Consider the following 21,164-nt stretch of genomic DNA (forward strand, 5'->3'; position numbering starts at 1 on the left):
ACATGGACCTGTTGCTCGCACTCGTCGTGGGTCTCGCCGTGTACGGCGCGATCGCCGGCATCCGGATGTACCGGGCCGACGCAAAGCTCCCCGGCGACCTCGCCATCGCCCTGGAGGTCGGCTCCACCCGTACCGGCGCGGTCGGCTCCGTCATCGACCGGATGGGCATGCGGTGGGCCCCCGCGGTGCTCAGGATGATGGGCGCCAAGGCCGTCGGCAAGAAGCGCCGCCAGATCGACATGGCCGGCAACCCCGGCGGGCTCACCATCGACCGGTACGCCGCCCGCCGCGCCGTCTACGGGGTGCTCGGCGCGTTCGGCGCCCTGACGATGCTGATGCGCGGGCAGCTCTTCCTCGCCGTCCTGCTCGTCGCGTTCGGCGCCTTCTGGGTCGAGGTCGGCATCTGGTCGGCCGTCCGGGTCCGCAGGGACCACATCGAGCGCACGCTCCCCGACTTCCTGGACGTCCTCGCCGTCGTCGTCTCGGCGGGCCTCGGCTTCCGGCAGGCCCTGGAACGCGTCTCGGAGAAGTACGAGGGCCCCTGGGCCGACGAACTCCGCATCACCCTGCGCCAGATGGACATGGGCGTCAGCCGCCGCCAGGCCTTCGAGGAGCTCCGCAGGCGCAACGACTCGGAGCAGGTGGCGATGTTCGTGACGACACTCCAGCAGGGCGAGGAACTCGGTGCGCCGATCGTCGAGACGCTGATCCAGATCGCCAACGACATGCGCCGCACCGATGCCCAGAACGCCCGCCGCAAGGCGGCCAAGGCCGTCCCGAAGGCGACCTTCGCGGTCACCACCTTCCTGCTCCCCGGCACCCTGCTGCTCCTGACGGTCGGATTCGTCTACGGGGCCGACGTCGACTTCTCGTTCCTCGGCGGATGACCCGCATGACGAGGATGATGAGCAGCACGCGCAGGCGGAGGTGACAGGCCATGGCATTCCCACTCGGCGACCAGCGGGCACAACCGACGGACGACGTGCGCCACGCGCTCGCCAACCCGACCGCCCGCCCGGCCTTCGCGATCCAGCTCAACGCCCTCCAGGCCATGTGCCGCCAGGTCTTCGGCTTCCGGCTCGCGATGATCGCCATGGCGACGCCGTTCGCCATCGACCGCACGGCACGGGGCCCGGCGACCTGGCTCATCGGCGCGGCCATCGTCGTCACCTTCATGGGCTCCTACGTCCTCTTCCGGGACTGGGAGCGCTTCGGCCCGGTCTTCCTGCGGCACCGCTGGCTGATCGGCGTCGACGCCTGCTTCGGCGCACTGCTGCTGGTCACCGCCACACCGGAGTCCACCCTGGCGTACGTCACGGTCTGCACGCCGCTGCTCGCCGGGCTCGTCTACGGATGGCGGGGCTCCGCGGTGTTCACCGCCCTCCAGACGGTGATCATCTTCCTCGTCTACGGCGCCGACCCGAAGCTGGACGGCGGTGAGGCGACCGCGCTCCTCCTGCCCGGATTCTGCGTGATCGCCGGGGCCGTCGGCGTCACCCTGCGCAATCTGCTGCTCCGCTTCGGCACCGCGAGCCAGGCCCTCACGGAGACCAGGGCCCGGCTCGCGGTCAGCGAGGCCGTCGTGACCGAACGCACCCGGCTGGCCCGCGAGATGCATGACTCGGTCGCCAAGACCCTGCACGGACTGGCCCTCGCCGCCGACGGACTGGCCCACTCCTCGGACCGGATGGACCCCCTCACGGTCAAGCACCAGGCGGAGCTGGTCGCCCGCTCCGCCCGCCGCGCCGCCGCCGAATCGCGGGAGCTCCTGTCCGACCTGCGCCGGGACCACGGCCTGGACGGCGAGGTGGACATCGTGGCCGAACTCCGGTGCCGCGCGGCCGACTTCACCAGGCGTCACAACCTCACCGCCACCTTCAGGACCCTCCAGGAGACGCCGGTACCGCCAGTGCCCCAGACTGTCGGCCGCCAGCTCCTCACCATCGCCTCGGAGGCGATGGAGAACGCGCAGCGCCATGCCCACCCCTCCTACGTGGTCGTGCTGGCCGGCGTGGAGGGCGACGTCCTGCGCGTCAGCGTGTACGACGACGGGCAGGGCCTCCCCGCGGGCACCACGCTCGACGACCTCCAGCGGGCCGGCCACTTCGGTCTCGTCGGCATGGTCGAACGCGCCGCGTCCATCGGCGCCCGTATCCGCATCGGCAGGGGCGAGGCGGTCACCGGCACGGAGGTCCGCCTGGAGCTCCCGCTGACGGCCCTGTCCCCAGCACAGTCCGTACAACAGTCCGTACCGCACTCCGTACCGCACTGCGTACGGCACTCCACGCAGCAGCCCACCCGAAGTACCGCTCTCTGAGAGGAGGTCGCACCATGCCGGACGACATCTCGCACACCGCCGGCCGGAACCGGGACGCGCGGCATCACGCCTCCCAGCACACGTCCTCGCATGCCACGCCCATCAATTCGGAATCCAGCTCCCCGGGACTCCCCGCCCCGCCGCAGACCGCGCCACCCGTCCCCCTGCCCGCCCTCCCGCCCGAGACCGGCCCGCTGCGGGTCGTCGTGGCCGACGACAACCCGGTGGTCCGGGCAGGCCTCGGTGCCCTGCTCTCGGGACGCGAGGACATAGAGGTCGCGGCGGAGGCGGCGGACGGCCGCCAGGCCTACGAGATGGCGTTGCGCCACCGTCCCCACGTCGTCCTGCTCGATGTCCGGATGCCCGGCGTGGACGGCATATCCGCCCTGCCGCACCTGGTGCGGATCGCCCCCGTGATGATGCTGACCTACAGCCGCGAGAGCGGAGTCGTCCATGAGGCGCTGCGCCTGGGGGCGAGCGGCTACCTGGTCCACGGCGAGTTCACGGCGGACCAGCTCGTACAGGCGGTACGCGACACCAGGAGCGGCCGCGCGCACTTCACCGCCACGGCGGCGGACGCGCTGCTCGCCCACATGCGCCAGGACCCCGGACCGCGGGGTGCCCCGCTCCCGGAGGGCCTCGGATCCGCCCTGACCACGGGCGTTCCCTACCAGGTACCCGGCTACGGGAGCCGCGCCCCCGGCCCTGGTGCGTATGCACACGTCCCCCCACCGGGAGCGCCCGCGCCGCTGCCGCCACCTGCGCTGCGCCCCGCACAGCAATCACAGGGTCTTTCGCATGTGCAATTAGGTATGGGACAGTCTTCAGTGACCGGGGGGCCGGGCATGGCCCATAACAGGCGTCAGTACGGGCTGAGTTCGAGGGAGGTGGAGGTCATGGAGCTGATCGCGTCGGGAATGAGCAACCAGCAAATCGCCGCCACCTGCTTCATCAGCGAGAAGACCGTGAAGAACCACATCAACCGGATCTTCACCAAACTGCACAGCGCCAGCCGGAGCGAGGCGATAGCCCGCTGGCTCGGCACGGCCCCCGCCCCGGGCCCCGGCGCACAAGGGGGCAGATAGCCATGCCGGGGCAGAACGGGAAGCGCAGGACCCAACTGGGTGATTGGGCCCGGGAATGGGCCCTGGGGCCCTCCGGCGGACAGGGTGTTCCGCCATATGTTTCTCCCGTCACTCACGGGACCGGCCGGGGGGAAGCCGGCAACGGGAGCGACAGCGAAGAAACGCACGAGCCCGCCGGCAATCGGTCGGCCGAATCCGGAGGGGAACACCATGTCGAACATCACCCTGAAGACCGCCGTCCGCGTCAACGGCTGGGCCAACACCGCGGTATCGAGGATCCAGAAGCGCTACGAGACCGCGGACCGCGGCCAGACGGCGTTCGAGTACCTCGGCATCATTCTGGTGGTCGTCGCGATCATCGGGGGCATGGTGGCTTCGGGGATCGGCGCGGCGATCACCGCTCGTATCACCGGGCTGGTGACCTCTCTCACCGCTGGTTGATGGCTACGCGCCAACGCGGCCAGGCAGGGCAGGCCTTCCCCATCTACATTGTGATGGTGGCGGGCCTGCTCTTCCTCGCGTTCGCCCTCTTCGCAGTCGGTCAGGCCTCGGCGGCGCGCAACGGCGCCCAGGGGGCCGCCGACGCAGCCGCGCTCGCAGCCGCCCAGGATGCCCGCGAGGAGTTGAGGGTGCCGTTCCTCCAAGCCCTGCGGGAGCCTGACGGTCTCAACGAGTTCCTGGGTGGTGCTCAGAATCCCGGACTGGGACGTGAGGAAGCCGATCGGCTGGCAGCCAGAAACCGCTCGGAGGTTACCGGCTTCTACTGGCGGCAGGGGTTCTGGCAGGACAGGGTCACTGCCAGAGTCAAAACGCTTTACACCGTCGGCAATTCGGTGCTCCCGTCGACCAAGGACCGGCATGCTACGGCGTCTGCGACGGCAGTAGTCGAGTTCCGGTGCAGCTTGAAAACGACGCCGAAGCCGACCGACCCCCGACAGGGTGATGGCGACGAGAAGGACAAGGACGACTCGAAGGGCACGCCCGGCCCGTTCGAGTTCACTTGTGATGGGCGGCCCGTCATTATCGACCTGGATAGCAGCGACCCGTTGGCCGAACTGAGTAAGTTGATCTTTGCCGTGCACCTGATCGACGACTGATAGCCAACGACGAGTAGAGGAATCAGAATTCATGAGCATTCGGCGCACTGCGAAGTCCAGAAGGGTAGTGGCGGCTGTCTCGATGGCAGCCGCATTCGCCCTTGCCGCGACCGCCTGCGGAGGCGACGACGGCGGAGGAGAGACCTCGCAAGCGGGCGCGTCGTCATCGTCCTCGAAGCCCTCTGATGACGGTGCGAACGGTGCAGACGAAGACACCGCCGCAGGGGACAACGTGGACACGAATGCGAAGCTCGCCGAGGCCAAGGGGCAGGGAGGCCTTACGTTTGTCGTCAACCAGGTCAAGCGTGACTCCGGCGGATTCGTCACGGTTCAGGGAACGATCAAGAACGAGGGCGATCAGCCGAAGAACTCGGGAGGCTGGGGCGGTTCGGAGAGTGCGGTCGTAGCGGCGAACCCCAACTCGGTCGCCGGCGCCACGCTTGTGGACAAGGTGGGCAAGAAACGCTATTACGTCCTCCGGGACACGGAATCGCGATGCCTTTGCACGACGGGCATCCTGCCGCTCCAGCCCGGTAAGTCGACGCCGGTCTTCATGCAGTTCCCGACGCCTCCGGCGTCCACGAGTGAAGTCGACTTCACCTTGCCGACGTTCGCCACCACATCTCTGAAGATCTCTTAGTGATGGCCGAGATGAACAGCACGCATACGCGGCACCGGCCCCGACGTATTCCTGGCCGCGTCGCCGCAGTGGCACTGCTGTTGGCGGGTACCACCGTCTTCGGCACCACGAACGCGTTGGCCGACGACGGCCCGAGCGTCCCGCCCGGGACGGAGGCCTCGTCCGAGCCGCCCGTCAAGCTCGACGGCGACGACCCCGACCTCAAGATGCCCGACGGAGGCACCCTCGCCCCTGGCAAGGTGCTCGACATCATTCAGGTGGTCGAGGACCAAGGCGGGGAGGAGCGCCGTGAGGACACGAACGCGGACATCAAGTTCGCCCTTCAGGCAGAGGTTCTGTTCGGCAAGGACAGCGCGAAGTTGAGCGCCGAGGCCAACTCGCGTATCGCCGGGATTGCGGCTGAGGCCAAGAAGCAGAACGCCACCAAGGTCCGGGTATTCGGCTTCACGGACAACCTCGGCTCCTCGGCCCACGGAGACGTGCTGTCGAAGCAGCGTGCCGAGGCGGTGAACAGGGTTCTGTCCAGCGAGCTCGACGCGACCGTCACCTTCGAGATCCGCGGCTACGGCGAGCAGTACCCGATCGCCGACAACAGCACGGAAGAGGGCCGGAAGAAGAACCGCCGAGTCGAGGTCTCCTTCCCGCGCGGAGGCTCCTCCTGATCCGACGGCGAGACCAGGGGGGCTTAGCCGGGTAGGTGCGGCGCACCACTGCGCCGCACCCCCATCAGAGCAATGATGGGCTGGGAGCCATGGGCCCAACCCCCCGGATACTGGTGCCCTCCGGCGAGCGGCGCTTCCGCCAGAACTGAACGGTACTCACATTCCCCGAGTGGTTTCGCTTTGCTCGGGGAGTCACTGATCCAGTGGGCGCAGCCGATCATCGTGTCACCGGTCCGCGAGGTCGTGGATGGTTGCAGTGCCGAAGCGGACGACCCAGGTACCGCTGATGGGGAAGGTTTCCTCCGAGCGGGCCTTGAGACCCTCAACGTCCAGGCCGGCTTGCCACGCCGTGATCACACCAGACACGGCAAGATCATCTCAGCTGTCGCCCATGCGCTCTGGCCCCTCGCGGCCGGCTTCGTCCGCTTTCAGCAGCGGCGTTCGTCTGGTTGCCTCGGCGGCGGTGGGGTGCAAGCCAGGAGCGCGGGCAGAGGAAACAGCATTGCGCCCTGGGTGATCGGCATGGATGCTGGCTCGCCGGAGGTACTGAGGATGACCAACGTCGTGTTAAAGCTGTCAGCCCGTGATTTGGTGCACGGGGACCTAGCGTCGTGTGGGTGGGCAGGGTCTGACCACCACCTGGCCGGCGTCACCAAGCAACTGGAGCGTGTCCGGGTCGGCGAAGTCGACTACCTTGCGGTCTGCCCTGCAACGGACATCCCTGTGGCGAAAGGCGGCGTCGACTACCAGGTCAAAAAGGGAGTCGGCACTTTGTGGCAGCTGGCAGTCCACCCCGCCTTGCAGTCGTGCGGGATCGGTACGTTCCTTGTTGAGGCCGCGGAACTGCGGATCAGGAACCGCGGTCTGTGGCAGGCCGAGCTCGGTGTGGAGGAAAGCAACCCCCGGGCACGTGCGCTGTACGAAAGGCTGGGTTATGTCGCGTATGACCGCCAACCGGACTCGTGGGACGAGCAAGCCCCTGATGGATCGTTGCGGCGCTACGAAACGATGTGCACGTTGATGCGGAAGGAACTCGCGTAGGCTCCGGGATCCCTCAGCGGACGGCAGCATCCAAGATCATGTCGTCAACAGGTCCGGGCGTCGTCCTCCGAGGAGCGCGACCAGACTCTGCGGCACGGTGTAACCGACGGCGAGAGGGTCCAGTCATGGCGATGCAGCCCGAAGGGCACGAGATACCCCTGACGATCTTTACGGGACAAGCTTCAGGCACGGCGATGGCACTGGCTACCCGACGGTGGCACTGGTCGTACGGAGACCGCTACTGGGTCTTGGAGACAGGAGTGACAGCCGCCCACAACGGGTCCGGGGAAGCAGACCTCGCACCCGTACCGGAAGCACCTGGGCACCGGGCGCCGGCCGACGACATCGTTACAGCAGGTGGTCGGCTTTCCCCGCCTTGATGTCGCGGATCATCTGCTGGAGCGACTCGCGGCTGTCGGTGAGGAAGTGCTCCTCGGCGCCGAGGACCGCGATGAAGCCGTTGCCCTCCGAATCCGTTCCGAGCCTGAAGCAGTTGTTTCCCTCACCGCAGAAGGCCTCTTCCCAGTCGATCTCTGACATCTCGAACCGTCCTCAGAGTTGGCTTGCTATGGCGTGGATGAAATCTCGTGATTCGACGGAGGAGAGCGAAGCCCGCTCCATCCAGTCCAGATGCGCGCGGTACTTGGTCAGCTGCCCATCTGCGTGCATGAACTCAGGACCATGCGCTGAGTCGAGCTGAAGGGTGTCGAGCTGGGGTACGACGCCGTGGGCATAGAGGAGCGCGTGTCCGGCTCCCGGAAAGGCTCCACGGCTGATGGGAACCACGCGGATGTCGATGTGATCGCGCTCGGAGGCAACGCAGAGGTGGCGGAGCTGAGTCTGGGTGACCTGCCTCCCGCCGAACTGCATGCGTAGAGCGGCTTCATGGACGTACCCGATATAGGGGACAGGCGATTCGCGGTCGAGCACCTGCTGTCTCTCCATCCGGTGGGCCACTCGCAGTTCGACCTCCAGTCGTGACAGCGCGGGCAGTACGGCGCCGAAGACCGCGCGGGCGTACGCGTCGGTGTGGAGCAGGCCGGGAAGGTGGACAGTCTGCGCGGTACGCAGTCGCGTCGCATGCCATTCGAGTTCCGCGATGTCCAGGAGTCCCGAAGGGAGCGTGCCCCGGTACTGTTCCCACCAGCCGCGTTCGCGCTGCTCCGCCATCTCCGCCAGGGCCTTGACGTAGGCGTCGTCGGCGCAGGAGTAATTGCAGGCGAGCGTCCGTACGCGAGCGGGTGCGACCGGGCGGACTCCGACCTCCATGTTGGAGACCTTCGTCCGGTCCACCCCAAGCAGGCCGGCCGCATAAGCAGTAGTTGCTTCGGCGGCGAGTCGCATCTTACGTAGCTCGGCTCCCAGCCGTCTCTGCCGCTCGGTGGGGGTTGAACTGCTGGGCATAGTTCCCTTCTTCCGCCGATGGTGGTGGACACAGTCTGTCTCTCCATGGGTGTGCCAGTCCAGAAGTTGAGAGGCAATTGCCTCCACTGTGGTGACACAGGTGCCACCCCCGCGCTACTTTAGGTAACGCACCGCTCACGCGCCGACGAGCAAGAAGTGCATCGCGCGGTCCTGCCCGAACCCTCCTTCCCTGGGAGGGGCGGTCCCGCGCCAGGGAGACAGGCCACTGCTCGTCCGTCACCCGTAAGCCATTCGTGCGCACCCATGAGGAAGAGAGACACCGCCAACTCGCCACCCTTATCAGGGGAGTCAGCCATGCACTCATCTCCACTCACCGCACTCTGCCCGGCCGCCGCCGTCTCCGAGACGTGGACGCCGCCCTCCCCACGCCCATACCTGCGCCCGAAGGGACACGCCGGGAGCGGGGGCGAGCGCCGGCTCGCGCTGAGTCTCACCCTTCCCGGCGACTTGCGAAGCGCACGCATCGCCCGTGCGGCGGCTGTCGCCGCGCTGGAGACCCGCGGGCTCAACCCGTACGTCTGGCCGGTGACGTACGCGGTCACCGAACTCGTCTCTGTCGGCGCCGGAATGAGTCCAGGCCGGGAGCTCTACGTATCCCTGCGGCACCGTGAGGACGCAGTCCGCCTCCTGGTCTGGGACCAGCACCGACACCACGCAGCACCCGATCTGGCCGCCGTCTGCGAGACGCGGCGCCGACGCGCGCTCTGGCTCCTCGCGGCGATCACAGACGATTGGGGAGGGGAGTGGGGTATGGGCGAGGCGCCGCAACCTCAGTGGGGCACCAAGTCATGGGTGATGTTGCCGCGTTGACGTTGTCCGTTGTGCCATGCCGTGGTCACATCGGCGCTGGGGAATCGGCCGCGTCCAACCACCGGCCGTCGGTGCACCGATCGCGGTTACGCGGCGGTCGGTGCCACCGGGAGCGCGGGCCGCCCGGAGGCGTCAGCCCGTCGGTCTGGCGCCGACTGGCGCGGTGAGGCCGGGCCGGACGGCGATGCCGGGCGCCATCAGCTTGACGCATGACGCATTACGCATCACGTGCGTGCTCCGGCCACCCGGTCCGTCCTGGACACCCCCGTGCCCCAGGACGGACCCGGTGGCCGGCCGTCCCGTCAGCGCTTTATGCCCACGCCCGCGAGCAGGCCGATCTCGGCATCCGCGGGCTCCGTGCCGTCGGCGGGGCCGACGGGCCGCCAGCGGTGGCAGCAGCGGAGGCCGGGCTCGATCACGTCGAGCCCGTCGAAGAAGCGGCCGATGTCCTTGTGCGAACGGAACTGCACGGGGGTCCCGGAGCTGGTGTAGACCTCCGCGACCTTGTTCCAGGTGACGGGGTCGAAGTCGGGCGTGCAGTGGTTCATCGCGAGCGCGCTGCCGACCGGCAGCGCGCTGAGCAGCCGGCGGACGATGTCGTACGGGTCGTTCGGCTCGGTGATGAAGTGCATGAGCGCGTTGAGGGAGAGGGCGATGGGCTGCTCGAAGTCCAGGACCTCCGACTCCCGCACGGCGTTCATCAACGCGTCGGGGTCCTTGACGTTGGCCTCGATATAGGTGGTGCGTCCCTGCGTCGTGCTGCGCATGAGGCGTTCCGCGTACTTGAGGACGAGGGGGTCGTTGTCCGCGTAGACGACCCGGGCCTCGGGCACCACCGACTGCGCGACCTGGTGCAGGTTGGGCTCGGTCGGGATGCCGGTGCCGATGTCGAGCCACTGGCGGATGCCGTGCTCCTGCGCCAGGACCCGGGTGGCACGGTGCATGAACGCCCGGTTCTCGCGGGCGGTCACGAAGAGGCCGGGGTGGGCCTCCGCGGCGACCAGGGCCGCCTCCTTGTCTATCTCGAAGTGGTCCTTGCCGCCGAGGAAGTAGTCGTACATCCGGGCCGAGTGCGGCCTGCTCGTGTCGAGATCCCGGCCGGCCTGCCTGGTGGTCATGTGCTCCCCTTCGTACATGTGTCTGTCAGCCCGCAGGCCGGGGACGGGACCGGTGTCGCCGTCCCTTCCGTCCGCCGCCGGTTCACCCGGCGGCCAGGTGATCGGCCATGCCCTCTTTGACCCCGCGGAGGAACGCGGCGATCTCCTCGGGCGCGTAGATCAGCGCCGGTCCGGCCGGGTCGGTCGACTGCCGTACGGCGACCCGGCCGTCGGCGAGCTTCTTCGTCTCGACGCACTGACCGCCGTTCGGCCCGCTCCAGGGACGCTCCCAGCCCTGTTCGCCCAGGTCGCGGGCCGACATTCCGTTGTAGACGCACTTGTCGGTGATCGTCACGAGTACTCCTTGCGCATGCGGTTCAAGAGCGCTCTGCTGTCCTCGGACGACGTCAGCAGCGCCATACGGGAATGCGCCTCAAGATGGGCGACGACGTCCACCCGTTGGTCCAGGTAGACGGAGGCGGACAGGATTTCGCTGTAGACGATGTCCGGCAGCTCGGGTTCCGCGAACCGGAAGTATGTGAACGGGGCACACGCGCCGGAGTGCGCACCCGCGTCGAACGACACGACGTCGAGGCTGACATGGGGGAGTTCGGACACGTCCAGGAGCCGTTCGATCTGCTCCCGCATGATGTCGGCGCTGCCTACCGTCCGGTGCAGGACGGCCTCCTCCATGACCACCCACAGCGTGGGGGCGTCCTCCCGCTCCAGCAGGCCCTGGCGGCGCAGCCGGAGCTCGACGCGGCGGGTCAGCTCCTCGTCGCTGCCGTTCGGCAGCCCGCCGCGCAGCACCGCACGGGCGTAGTCGTGGGTCTGCAGGAGGCCGGTCACGTACTGGGGTTCATACGTGCGCAGGGTCTGGGCGCCGGTCTCCAGGCTGACGTAGGCGGTGAACCAGCTGGGCACGGCGTCGCGGTAGGAGTGCCACCAGCCGGGCTCGTTGGCCTGCTCGGCCAGGTCGACGAACTCGTCTATCTCCTGGCGGTCCGCACCGAAGGTCTCCAGGAGCTTCTCCACGTAGAGAGGCTTCAGCGCGACCTCGGCCTTCTCCAGCCGGCGGATCGTCAGGGGTGTCACGCGCAGTGCCTTCGCCGCGTCCTCCAGCGAGGCCCCGGCCGCGAGCCGCATGTCCTGCAGCCGGCGTCCGAGGATCATGCGCAGGACTGTCGGCGCGCTGGTGCCGGATCGGCTTTCGCTCACGCCCAACCTCCTGAGGATTCATCAACAACACCATTCTGACAGTGGCTTGATGACGACGCCAGGGTGATACCCGCGCTGCTGAAATTATCAGGGAGTCGGTTGCAGCGTGCGTGCTATCACGCGATAGTTGACATGTGAGTGGTCAAGTCGCAGCTCTGGCACAGCATCCGGTCCGTACGGGACACGTGATGCCGATGCCGTCGTCGTCGGCACCCCACCGCAGGGGGCCCGCCCCGGCCCCCCATCGCAGGGGCCCCGCCGCCTCTCGCTCCTCGGGCCGCGGCCCGCACCCCCATACCGCGCCTGCCCCCCGCACGGCACTGGAAGGCGACACCTGTGAGTCTGCACACGTCCTCGGCCCCCGCCCCGCCCGCGACCTCCGTCTTAGCCGCGACGGTGCCCTGTCGGGAGTACTGGTTCGGCCTGCCCGCCCTGCGCACCAGCGCGAGATCCGCCCGCGACACCGTGCGGGACCGGCTCCGTGCCTGGAAGGTGCCCGGCGACACGTGCTGCGACGCGGTGCTGCTGGTCTCCGAGCTGATCACGAACGCGGTACTGCACACCGACAGCGGTCATGTCCTGTGCGGGCTCACGCTGACCGGCGACGAGCGGCGCCTGCGTATCGAACTCCACGACGAGGGCCGCACTCCGGTCCGCCCGTCCGGTCACCTCGCAGGGCCGGACGAGGAGAGCGGACGGGGCCTGCTCCTCGTACGTCAACTCGCGGACCGCTGGGGCTCCGCACGTTCGGCGCGCGCCGAAGGCAAGGTCGTCTGGGTGGAGTTGGCGGCCAACCCCTGAGGCCACGGGTACCGGCACGGCACAGCCCCCGCTACGCCCCCTGTGCGCGGCGAGGAATCCCCGTTCCTCGATGCATCGACAGAAGGCACCCATGACCCCCCACGGTGAAACCGCGACTCCTGTAGTGCTGTACGTGTGCGCCGACCGGGCCCCCCGCGCCCCCGGTGCGGCCACGCAGCGCGCCCGGACGGAGGGGCACGCGTTCGCCCGGGAACGCGGGCTGACGATCTCCGAGGTCGTCACCGACACCTACGGCGAGCCCGATCCGGCCCAGCGCAGAGGGTGGCGGCGGGTGAGACAACTGGTGAGAACCGGCCATGTCACCGAGGTGCTCGTCCGCTGGCCCAGCGCCATCGCCCCGGAGTCCGCGCCCGAATTGCGCCGCCGCGAGACCGCCTGGCTCCAGGACCGGGGCGTGCGCGTCCGCTACACCTGGGCGCCCTTGTCGTCGAAGAGCGAAGACACCCGCTGACCCGCGCGGTTGACCCGCCCCGCCGCGAGGGCTCAGGAAGTCGTCGCGGCTCGGTCGGACTCGCTGCGCAGGACGCAGAACTCATTGCCCTCGGGGTCGGCCAGGACGGCCCAGCCCGCACCGCCGGGTTCCCTGCGGTCGGTGACCAGGGTGGCTCCCAGGGCCAGCAGCCGTTCGGTCTCCTCCTCGCGCGAGGTCGTCGGGCGCAGGCACAGGTGGATCCGGTTCTTGGCCGTCTTCGGCTCCGGCACCTGGTTGAAGTGCAGCAGCGGGCCCTCCGGGAGCATCACCTGGATCTCCCGGTCGCCCGGTCCGTCCTGCGGGTGCAGCGGGCAGCCGGTCACCTCACTCCAGAAACAAGCCAGTTCATAGGCGTCCGAGCAGTCGATCGCGACGTTCTGTACTACCGAGACCATGCCCGTCAGCCTGCCTGAGCTCAGCCCGGTACGCCAGCCTGCCTGAGGTCAGCCCGGTACGCCACCTGCCTGAGCGCAGCCCGCTCCGCCGGCCGTGGCGGGCGCGTTGACAGGTGTCCTGCGGATACGTGTAATGGACGCGGTGTCGCGTGACGCCGGCCAAAGAGCAGTGGGCCGGCCGGTGATCGGGCGAGCACCCTTCACTCAGGGGTCCGTCATGAGTTCACACTCCGCGCCCTGCACCTGATCGAACGCCACCGCACCCCTGCAGCAGCAGAGGCTGTGCGGTCGCTTCGTCCTGGGCACGTCACCACACCACACGCCATGACCGCAGTCACTGCGGAATCACTGAAGCTCCGGAGTCACACATCCGTATGCCCACGTCCTTCAATGAAACGATCATCGAGGAGTTCCGCGCCAACGGGGGCAAGGTCGGCGGCCCCTTCGAAGGCGGCGACCTCCTCCTCCTGACGACCACCGGCGCCAGGTCCGGGACCGAGCGGACCACCCCGCTCGGCTACGTCCGGCACGGCGAGCTGATCCTGCTCATCGGCTCCGGCCTCGGCGCGCCGAGCCACCCCGGCTGGTACCACAACCTGCTCGCGCACCCGGTGGTCCGGGTGGAGATCGGGACCAGCACCTTCCAGGCCCTCGCGGTCCCCGCCGAGGGGGACCGGCGCGACGAACTGTTCGCGCACGCGGTGAGGCGCGCCCCCGGTTACGGCGACTACCAGGCGCGGACGGAGCGGGTGCTGCCCGTCGTCGTACTGGAGCGCGCCGACCCCGACGGGTGGGTGCCCGGTGAGGTCCGCACCCTGGCCGACAAGGTCATGGAGGTCCACACCTGGCTGCGCGGCCAGGTGCGGCAGGTGGCGGCGGAGGCGGACGCCCACTTCGCCGGGCGCGCGGACCCTCGCGGACCGGGCGGGCCGCCGGCCCCGAGCCTCGGGCTGCAGATCAGGCAGCGCTGCCTGGCCTTCTGCCAGGCCCTGGAGTTCCACCACACCAGCGAGGACGGGCACCTGTTCCCCGGCATCGCGCGGTACCACCCCGATCTGGGGAACACCTTCGCCCGGCTGGACGACGAACACCGCGCCGTCGCCCGGATCCAGGCGGCGCTCGCGGAGTTGCTCGCCGGCATCGCGATCGCGGAACCTGTTCGTTTCCGGGCCGAGTTGGCGCGGATGTCGGCGGAGCTGAACGCGCACCTCGACTACGAGGAGGAGACGATCGTCCCCCTGCTGGCCGACGTGCCCTGGCCGCCCGCCCCTCCCGCGAACGCGGCCACCGGTCCGAGCTGACCTGAGCCGGGGCCGCTCGTTCGGCTCGGGCCGGTAGGTTCCGGCTCGGGCCGGTAGGTCAGTCCGGCGCGGCCGGGGTCCGCTGCCGCACCAGCGGCAGGTGCACCTCGTCGACGATCTCGACGAGGACGTCGTCCGGTGCGGCCGGATACCGGGGCGCGGGGCACGGAGACCGGGGCGCGGAGGGGCTGGAGATCGTCGAGTACGACAAGGACGGCCGCCCCGTCCGGCTGAACGGCGAGTACACCCGCGACGAGGCCGGTCAGGCCGCCTACCTGCGCGAGCTGCTGGAGGTCTTCGAGGCCGGGGGCGTCGACAGCGCCCTCGTGTTCACCTTCGCGCTCTACGACCATGTGCACCGCCCCGACGGCAGTCCCCGGGGCGACCTGGGTCTGGCCGGCTACGGCATCGTCAAGGTGTACGAAGACCGCCTCGACGCCACCGGTCCCCTGCTGCCGTGGGAGCCGAGGCCGCGTTCACCGCCGTCGCGGACCACTACCGGGAGCGCTGACGGCGGACGGAGCGGCGTCCGGCCGCAGCGCAGGCGCCCCTGTCCCGGACCCGTGACTTGCCTCGAAACCGTGCGCGACCCCGCCCCGGTCCGTCGTGGCCTGCACCAGCAGTCTCAGTGCCGCCTCCGAGGCCGAACCGGCGGCGGTGGTCACCACGACCAGGGACTGTTCGGGCTCTGCCGGTGCCCGCAGCGTCTGCTGGGTGACCGTCAGGGAGCCGACGAGCGGATGCCGCAGCTCGTACTCGGCGGTATCGCACGCGCGCACCCGGTGATCGGCCCACATGCCCGCGAACTCGGCGCTCCCCGTCGTCAGTTCCCCGATGAGCGAGGTCAGCCGGGCGTCCTGCGGATGCCGTCCCGCGACCAGCCGCAGATTGCCGACCACGGCCCGCGCCTTCGCCGTCCAGTCCACGTACAGCTCGCGGACGTGGGCGTCCAGGAAGACCAGCCGCGCCATGTTCGGCCGGTCCGCCGGGTGTTCGGGCCCGGCCGGGTCCACATGCCCGGCCAGCAGCGCGTGCCCCGGGGCGTTCCAGGCCAGTACGTCGCTGCGCCGGCCGGTCACCACGACGGGCACCTCGCCCAGGGACCGCACCAGTTCGCGCACGGCCGGGGCCACCCGCTCGGCCGGGGGCCGCCGGGCCGGCACCCGGTGCCGGCAGGCGGTGGCCAGGTCCCGCAGGTGCTGCCGTTCGGTCTCCTCCAGACGCAGGGCGCGGGCGATCGCGTCCAGGACCTCGACGGAGGCGTGACAGGACACCCCCTGCTCAAGACGCGTGTAGTACGAGGCACTGACGCCGGCCAGCAGGGCCAGCTCCTCACGCCGCAGTCCCGGAACCCGTCGCCGGTCCCCGTAGGTCGGCAGCCCGACGTCCCGGGGCTGCAACTGGGCCCGCCGTGCCTGGAGGAAGGTGCCGAGCTGTCCGTGAGCGTCCATGCCCCGAGTATCCAGCGCCCGGCCCGAGGCAGCCTGCCCCTGCCGGGGATAGGCAGAGCCGGGGCTGGTTGCCCACCGCCGCCCGGACACACAGTGGGGCCAGGAGCGAACCCGGCCGCCGGACCGCGGAACAGGCCGCCCCACCCCACCCCACTCCACCACTCCACGCAAGGAACCCACGTGTCCGCGAAGTTCGCACGCAACGCACTGGCCGCCGCCATCGCGACGGTCACCCTCACGGTCGGCTGGGCCGGCTCGGCCACGGCCGCCACCGCGCCCCTGTCACACGCCCGGATCACCCAGCACTTCGATCCGGACAGCAAGCAGATGCCGGAGAACATCGTCCTGGAGCCCGACGGCCGCATCGACCTCTCCCTCTCCGCCGCACGCCAGATCGCCCAGGTCGGCCGCGACGGCAAGGTGCGGGTGCTGGCGACCCTGCCCGTGCCGGCCGACGACGGCGTGAACACCCCGGCCCTCGGCTTCCCGCTGGTCACCGGCCTGGTCAGGGACGCGCACGGCACGCTGTACTTCCTCTACGCCACGGGCACCGCAGACCTCACCGGCGTCTGGCGGCTCACCCCCGGCGGCCACCCGGAGCGGATCGCCGCGCTGCCCGCCGACGGACTGCCCAACGGACTTGCACTGGACTCCGGCCGGCTCTACATCACCGACTCGGTCCGGGGCGTCATCTGGCGCGTACCGGCAGGCGGCGGCCGCGCGACGGTCTGGGCGGACGGTGCCGAGCTGGCCCCCACCAGCTTCCTCGGCGCCAACGGTCTGAAGGTGCACAACGGCGCCGTCTGGGTGTCCAACCTGGACAAGGGCACCGTCCTCAGCTACCCGCTGCGGCACAACGGCACGGCGGGCCCCGCCCGGGTCAGGGCCGCGCAGCTGGCCGGAATCGACGACTTCGCCTTCGTCGGCCGCGGCAACCGGATCCTCGCCGCCCTCAACCAGACCGGCGAGGTCGCCCTGATCGAGCCCGACGGCAGCCACACCATCGTGCTCGACTCCCAGGACGGGCTGCAGAACCCCACGGCCGTCGCCGTACGCGGCGACACCGCGTACGTGACCTCGGCCGCCTATCTCACCGGACAGGACCCCAACCTGCTCACCGCCCGTATCCGCGATCACCACTGACGACCCCGTCGCGACCGGGTACCGGAGTAACGGCGGCGAACCGGAGCAGAAGAGGATAGGCAGCACAGGGCGTCTCCCGCGTCCCCCCGCCTCCGCGCGGCGGGAGGCGCCCCGGCTGTGCCGCCCGCCCTCCTACGTCCCCCGGAGACCCATCCGTGTTCAGCAAGACAAGCGACACCGCCACCGGGGCGCCGCCCCGGGCCACCGGGCATCCCGGGCCCGCGCGGCGCTGGTCCGTCGCGCTGCGGCGGACGCCCGTCTCCCTGTGGAACGACGACCTCTCGGACTGGGCGGCTGCCCTGACGTACTACGCCATACTCGCGCTGCTCCCGGCGCTCCTGGTGACGGTCTCCGTCATCGGGCTGGCCAACCCCCGGGCCACCGACGCGCTGATCGCGGACATCACCGCCTTCGCACCGGCGGAGTCCGGCGCCGCGCTGCGCCAGCCGCTCGTGGCGGCCACGCAGCAGCGGACGGCGGTGTGGCTGCTCGTCGCGACCGGGACCCTCAGCGCGGTCTGGTCCGCGTCCAGCTACCTGGCCGTGTTCCGGCGGGCGCTGCACGCGATGCACGGGGTACCGGACACCCGGCCCGCCCTGCGCAAGGCGCACATCATCGTGGCTACGGCGATCGGGCTGCTGCTGCTCCTGATGACCAGCGCGTTCGCCCTCGTGCTCTCCGGACCGCTGGCCCGCTGGCTGGGGCACCGGATCGGCCTGGCACACCTGGGGGACGCGGTGTGGGCGGTACTGAAGTGGCCCGTGCTGCTCTGTCTGGTCGCCTGCCTGATCACGGTCCTCTTCCGGACCGGCCCGGCATCGGCACGCGGATCGCGCCGGGCCCTGCCGGGAGGCGTACTGGCAGCGCTCCTGTGGCTGGTCGCCTCCGCGGGGTTCGCGCTGTACGCGACGTACATCGGCTCCTACAGCCGGCTGTACGGGTCACTGGCCGGGCTGGTGGTGTTCCTGATCTGGGTGTGGTTCACCAACCTGGCGCTGCTGACGGGCGCCCAGTTCAACGTGGAGCTGAACCGGGTGGGGCGCGCGGGCATCCGCCCCCCGACCGACGGCCACGACGGGACCGAGGACGGCGCCGCGGGCGGAAACACGGGCCAGGACCCCTAAGGGCTGTGAGGTTGGCTGACGTGAGTGCGCGGGGCGGAGTTGCCGATATGCCGGACCGACCGGACTGAGGGCCACGGTCCGCCGTGGTGACGGCGGGCGTCGGATCGCGGGTGGGCTACCCTGCGCGGCATGGACGGACAGTTCACCGGCTGGCCGGAGCAGGCGATGGACGTGTTGTGGCAGCTCCAGGGCGAACCGAGCCACGCGACCCGCGAGCGCTGCCGCGCGGACCGTGAGCGCCTGGTCCGGCAGCCGATGATCGCCCTGCTCAACGAGGTCGCGGACGCCGATCCCCGGTACGAGGACTTCTCCGTCTGGCACTACCGCAGCGACTCCTGGTGGTGGCAGCACCAGAGCGCGGTGATCCGGCTCGGCCGAAAGATCGAGATTGGTCTCCGGTTCTCGCTGTCCGGCCTGCGAATCCAGGGCGCCTGGTGGTACCCCGATCCCGGCCAGGTGGACATGTTCCGCAGAGCCGTGGCCTCCGAGGGGAGCGGCCGCGAACTGTCCGCCCTCGTCGAGGACGTGCGGAAGAAGGGCTACGACATCTCCGGGGACATGATGAAACGCCCCCCACGGGGCTATCCGGCAGACCACCCCCGGACGAACCTGCTGCGCCACCGTTCTCTGGTTGCCGCCGGACTCCTCGGATGCGAGGAGTGGTTGCACACCCCCGAGGCGGTCGACCGAGTCCTCTCGGCCGCCGCTGACCTGGACGCTCTGCTGATGTGGCTGGTCTCCCACGTGAAGCGTGCCGCCTGACATCACGGATTCCGCGTGGTCCGGTGGTCTCCTGCGGCGGGTGCGGGTGCGTGCGGCGCAGGTCTTTACCCGGCCGGGTTGCTGTTCGAGAGTGGGGTGCGGGCGGCGATGAGCGTGATGTCGTCGCGGGTGTCGCCGAGTTCGTCGGTCAGCTGCGCGCAGAGCTGGGCGAGCGGCAGGTGCCGGTGGGTGGTGACCTGCTGGCGCAGGCGGGTCATCCCGGTGTCGAGACTCTGGGACCGCGATTCGATCAGCCCGTCGGTGTAGAGCAGAAGGGTCGCGCCGAAGGGGAGCCGGATATCGGCGGTGGGGCGCTCCGTGTCGGGGCGGACGCCGAGCAGGAGCGACTTCCCGCCGGTGAGGTAGGTGGCACTGCCGTCCGCGGTGATCAACAGGGGCGGCGGGTGCCCGGCCACCGACCAGGCCAGGTTCCAGGAGCCCGTGCCGTCGGGTCTCAGCCGGGCGAGGACGGTGGTGGCGGAGTCGGCGAGGGCCAGCCGGGACTGGGCCGTGTCCAGGCGTCGCAGGATCTGGCCCGGGCTCTCTTCCGGGCGGTCGACGGCCAGGGCGCGGAGCATGTTGCGCAGCTCGCTCATCCGCGAGGCGGCCTTGATGTCGTGTCCGGTGACATCTCCGATGACCAGGGCGGTGTCGCTGCCTTGCAGGGGGAACGCGTCGTACCAGTCGCCGCCGACTTCCGCGGCGTGCTGAGCGGGCCGGTAGTGCGCTGCCAGCTCCAGTCCGGGAACATCGGGCAGGTCGGTGAGCAGAGCGCGCTGGAGCGTGGCGGCGATATCGGCCTGGGCCGCGTGCAGGCGGGTGTTGTCGAGCCCCAGCGCTGTGCGGCGGGCCACTTCCTCCGCCACGGCCTGGTCCGCCTCGTGGAACGGCGGGCTGGCCGCGGAGCGGCTCAGTGTCAGGGCTCCGAAGGTGGTGGCGCGCAGTCGTAGCGGGACCACGAGGGTCTCGGCCGCTTCCACCACACCGAGCAGGTCCGCGTCGAAGCCGTCGGCGGGCGGGGCGACGTGCTGGACTCCGGCACCCCGCATCACTCGCCGCAGTGCGTCGGTATGGGCGGGCGCGTCGGGAAGGGAGTGGGCGTCGGAAGGGTGTGTGGGCAGCATGTCCGGTGTGTGGTGGGCCCATACTCTGCGTTCGGGCGTGCCGCTCTCACCGAGGTGGATGACCGCGGTGTCCGCCAGGCGTGGCACCAGGAGCCGCACCAGGCGGCGCAGCGCTTCGTCCGCGTCCAGGGTGCTGACCATGGCCAGGGTCAGTTCGCCGAGCCAGGCGTTCTCCGCGAGGTCGTATTCGGCCTGCTCCCGCATCGTCTCACTGTGCGCGTAGCGGTCCGCTCGCTGGCCGTCACGCTCACGCTGCGCTGAGGCGTCCTGGAAGATGACCACCGCTCCGGTGCCGTGTCCGGCCCCGGGGGGCAGCGGGGCCGCGCTCCACCAGACCTGGAGTGCGCTGCCGTCCGCCCGGAGCAGGACCGCCCGGTCGCCGCTGGAGCGTTTGCCCAGGGCGACGTCTTCGAGGACGGAGCGCTGGGCGGGCAGGCCGAGACCGTCGCCCGGGTGGGGGTGCATGGCGTGGTGCGCGTTGACACCGACCAGAGTGCCCTGGGCGTAGCCCAACAGGCGCTCCGCCCAGGGGTTGCAGGCGATTACCACGCCTTGGGAATTCACGGCGTACATTCCGGCGCCTGCGCCGACGAACAGCTCGGACATCAGCGCATCGCCCACCAGGGGGACGGCGGTTGCACCCACTTCAGAGCTTTCCATCCGGCTCTCTTTTCCCGTCGCTCACGGGGTAAACAGCAGGCCGAAGGCGTGCGGGGGATATCAGGAGGCCCAGGAAGCGAGAGCGGCGTCGACGTCGGGGAAGACGCTGATCACCTCATCCAGGCCGCTCAGGTTCAACAGCCGGCGCACCTGCATTCCTGCCCCGGCCAGTCGCAGGCCGCCCTTTTCCACTTCGGAGTTGCGCACCCCGTAGACCAGTACTCCCAGGCCGGCGGAGTCCATGAACGTGATGCTCTGGACATCCAGCACGATCTGAACTCGGCCTTCGGCGATGAGTCCGTCGAGTGCCGCCCGGATCGCGGGAACCAGATCGCGACCGACGTCGCCCGAAATGGTCAACACCGCACATCGCCCGGAGCTCTCGGACACTTGCACGCTGGACGTCGGAACCAGCACGGCGGTTCCTCCTCCCCCTGGGATACACCGATCATCGCACCCGACGACGGGACCGGACGGCTTCTTCCCGGCCGGGGAAAGGCAGTGGGGGCAGTCGGCAC

At 69.8% G+C, this 21,164-nt stretch carries 24 protein-coding genes and 1 pseudogene; 16 read left to right on the forward strand and 9 right to left on the reverse strand.

Translation table 11 applies throughout. The annotated features are described in order from the left end of the window. Positions 1–2: 2 nt before the first annotated feature. The 8 genes from OG892_RS25950 (at position 3) to OG892_RS25985 (ending at position 6,842) form a co-directional block, all read left to right on the forward strand. Positions 3–887: a DUF5936 domain-containing protein gene (locus tag OG892_RS25950; protein WP_371630418.1), complete on the forward strand. Its 885-nt coding sequence runs from the start codon at positions 3–5 to the stop codon at positions 885–887. Positions 888–937: 50 nt separating this feature from the next. Then, positions 938–2,317, forward strand: a complete 1,380-nt coding sequence (locus OG892_RS25955) for a sensor histidine kinase (RefSeq protein WP_371630419.1) — start codon at positions 938–940, stop codon at positions 2,315–2,317. Between the two features lie 14 nt (positions 2,318–2,331). Further along, entirely contained in the window at positions 2,332–3,402 is a 1,071-nt protein-coding gene (locus OG892_RS25960) for a response regulator (RefSeq protein ID WP_371630420.1), read from the forward strand. A gap of 210 nt (positions 3,403–3,612) precedes the next feature. Next, positions 3,613–3,843: a hypothetical protein gene (locus OG892_RS25965; RefSeq protein WP_328865599.1), complete on the forward strand. Its 231-nt coding sequence runs from the start codon at positions 3,613–3,615 to the stop codon at positions 3,841–3,843. Further along, positions 3,843–4,499, forward strand: coding sequence for a pilus assembly protein TadG-related protein (locus OG892_RS25970; protein WP_328865598.1), 657 nt, complete (start codon positions 3,843–3,845; stop codon positions 4,497–4,499). The genes OG892_RS25965 and OG892_RS25970 overlap by 1 nt, the downstream gene beginning before the upstream one ends. Before the next feature lie 31 nt (positions 4,500–4,530). Further along, positions 4,531–5,139, forward strand: a complete 609-nt coding sequence (locus OG892_RS25975) for a hypothetical protein (RefSeq protein WP_328865597.1) — start codon at positions 4,531–4,533, stop codon at positions 5,137–5,139. A gap of 11 nt (positions 5,140–5,150) precedes the next feature. Beyond that, positions 5,151–5,801 (forward strand): OmpA family protein, encoded by a 651-nt coding sequence (locus OG892_RS25980; protein ID WP_371630421.1) that lies wholly within the window; start codon positions 5,151–5,153, stop codon positions 5,799–5,801. Positions 5,802–6,353: 552 nt separating this feature from the next. After that, entirely contained in the window at positions 6,354–6,842 is a 489-nt protein-coding gene (locus OG892_RS25985; RefSeq protein WP_328868373.1) for an N-acetyltransferase, read from the forward strand. Positions 6,843–7,190: 348 nt separating this feature from the next. On the opposite strand, the gene OG892_RS25990 is transcribed toward OG892_RS25985, so the two are convergent. Continuing rightward, positions 7,191–7,382 carry a hypothetical protein gene (locus OG892_RS25990; protein WP_073736736.1) on the reverse strand — a complete coding sequence of 64 codons (192 nt, stop codon included), beginning with the start codon at positions 7,380–7,382 and terminating at the stop codon, positions 7,191–7,193. Between the two features lie 12 nt (positions 7,383–7,394). Next, positions 7,395–8,246, reverse strand: coding sequence for a DUF5753 domain-containing protein (locus OG892_RS25995; protein WP_073736735.1), 852 nt, complete (start codon positions 8,244–8,246; stop codon positions 7,395–7,397). Positions 8,247–8,561: 315 nt separating this feature from the next. Here OG892_RS25995 and OG892_RS26000 point away from each other — a divergent pair, with 315 nt between their 5' ends. Beyond that, positions 8,562–9,077 (forward strand): ATP-binding protein, encoded by a 516-nt coding sequence (locus OG892_RS26000; protein ID WP_371630422.1) that lies wholly within the window; start codon positions 8,562–8,564, stop codon positions 9,075–9,077. A gap of 302 nt (positions 9,078–9,379) precedes the next feature. Here OG892_RS26000 and OG892_RS26005 read toward each other — a convergent pair whose 3' ends face one another. The 3 genes from OG892_RS26005 to OG892_RS26015 form a co-directional block, all read right to left on the reverse strand. Beyond that, positions 9,380–10,195, reverse strand: a complete 816-nt coding sequence (locus OG892_RS26005) for an SAM-dependent methyltransferase (RefSeq protein ID WP_371630423.1) — start codon at positions 10,193–10,195, stop codon at positions 9,380–9,382. An 82-nt stretch (positions 10,196–10,277) separates the two neighbouring features. Next, positions 10,278–10,529 (reverse strand): DUF397 domain-containing protein, encoded by a 252-nt coding sequence (locus tag OG892_RS26010; RefSeq protein ID WP_371630424.1) that lies wholly within the window; start codon positions 10,527–10,529, stop codon positions 10,278–10,280. Beyond that, on the reverse strand, positions 10,526–11,392 hold the full coding sequence (locus OG892_RS26015) for a helix-turn-helix transcriptional regulator (protein WP_073736732.1): 867 nt from the start codon (positions 11,390–11,392) through the stop codon (positions 10,526–10,528). Before OG892_RS26015 ends, OG892_RS26010 begins: the two co-directional genes overlap by 4 nt. Positions 11,393–11,728: 336 nt before the next feature. Between OG892_RS26015 and OG892_RS26020 the strand changes: the two genes are divergently transcribed. Next, positions 11,729–12,193: an ATP-binding protein gene (locus OG892_RS26020; protein ID WP_371630425.1), complete on the forward strand. Its 465-nt coding sequence runs from the start codon at positions 11,729–11,731 to the stop codon at positions 12,191–12,193. Between the two features lie 91 nt (positions 12,194–12,284). Then, entirely contained in the window at positions 12,285–12,665 is a 381-nt protein-coding gene (locus tag OG892_RS26025) for a hypothetical protein (RefSeq protein WP_073736730.1), read from the forward strand. A gap of 32 nt (positions 12,666–12,697) precedes the next feature. Here the strand turns inward: OG892_RS26025 and OG892_RS26030 are convergent, their stop codons facing one another. Then, positions 12,698–13,081 carry a VOC family protein gene (locus tag OG892_RS26030; RefSeq protein ID WP_073736729.1) on the reverse strand — a complete coding sequence of 128 codons (384 nt, stop codon included), beginning with the start codon at positions 13,079–13,081 and terminating at the stop codon, positions 12,698–12,700. Between the two features lie 374 nt (positions 13,082–13,455). Here OG892_RS26030 and OG892_RS26035 point away from each other — a divergent pair, with 374 nt between their 5' ends. Further along, positions 13,456–14,382: a nitroreductase/quinone reductase family protein gene (locus OG892_RS26035; RefSeq protein ID WP_371630426.1), complete on the forward strand. Its 927-nt coding sequence runs from the start codon at positions 13,456–13,458 to the stop codon at positions 14,380–14,382. Between the two features lie 128 nt (positions 14,383–14,510). Beyond that, positions 14,511–14,893: pseudogene (locus OG892_RS26040) on the forward strand (hypothetical protein); the annotation flags it as partial. Here OG892_RS26040 and OG892_RS26045 read toward each other — a convergent pair. Then, entirely contained in the window at positions 14,859–15,833 is a 975-nt protein-coding gene (locus OG892_RS26045; protein ID WP_371630427.1) for a helix-turn-helix domain-containing protein, read from the reverse strand. The pseudogene OG892_RS26040 and the gene OG892_RS26045 sit on opposite strands and share 35 nt — an antisense overlap. Positions 15,834–16,013: 180 nt before the next feature. Between OG892_RS26045 and OG892_RS26050 the strand changes: the two genes are divergently transcribed. From OG892_RS26050 to OG892_RS26060, 3 genes are all read left to right on the forward strand, one after another. Next, positions 16,014–16,976: an SMP-30/gluconolactonase/LRE family protein gene (locus OG892_RS26050; RefSeq protein ID WP_371630428.1), complete on the forward strand. Its 963-nt coding sequence runs from the start codon at positions 16,014–16,016 to the stop codon at positions 16,974–16,976. Between the two features lie 155 nt (positions 16,977–17,131). After that, a complete protein-coding gene (locus tag OG892_RS26055) occupies positions 17,132–18,100 on the forward strand; it encodes a YihY/virulence factor BrkB family protein (protein ID WP_371630429.1) in 969 nt (322 codons plus the stop codon). 129 nt (positions 18,101–18,229) lie between these two features. Beyond that, the gene (locus tag OG892_RS26060) at positions 18,230–18,862 is read left to right on the forward strand and encodes a DUF2461 family protein (RefSeq protein ID WP_327338783.1); all 633 of its coding nucleotides are present in this window, start codon (positions 18,230–18,232) and stop codon (positions 18,860–18,862) included. A 65-nt stretch (positions 18,863–18,927) separates the two neighbouring features. Here the strand turns inward: OG892_RS26060 and OG892_RS26065 are convergent, their stop codons facing one another. After that, the gene (locus tag OG892_RS26065; RefSeq protein WP_371630430.1) at positions 18,928–20,646 is read right to left on the reverse strand and encodes a SpoIIE family protein phosphatase; all 1,719 of its coding nucleotides are present in this window, start codon (positions 20,644–20,646) and stop codon (positions 18,928–18,930) included. Positions 20,647–20,706: 60 nt separating this feature from the next. Then, the gene (locus OG892_RS26070) at positions 20,707–21,063 is read right to left on the reverse strand and encodes an STAS domain-containing protein (protein WP_158072248.1); all 357 of its coding nucleotides are present in this window, start codon (positions 21,061–21,063) and stop codon (positions 20,707–20,709) included. Positions 21,064–21,164: the final 101 nt, after the last annotated feature.

Source organism: Streptomyces sp. NBC_00341 (genome assembly GCF_041435055.1).
Classification (GTDB): Bacteria; Actinomycetota; Actinomycetes; order Streptomycetales; family Streptomycetaceae; genus Streptomyces.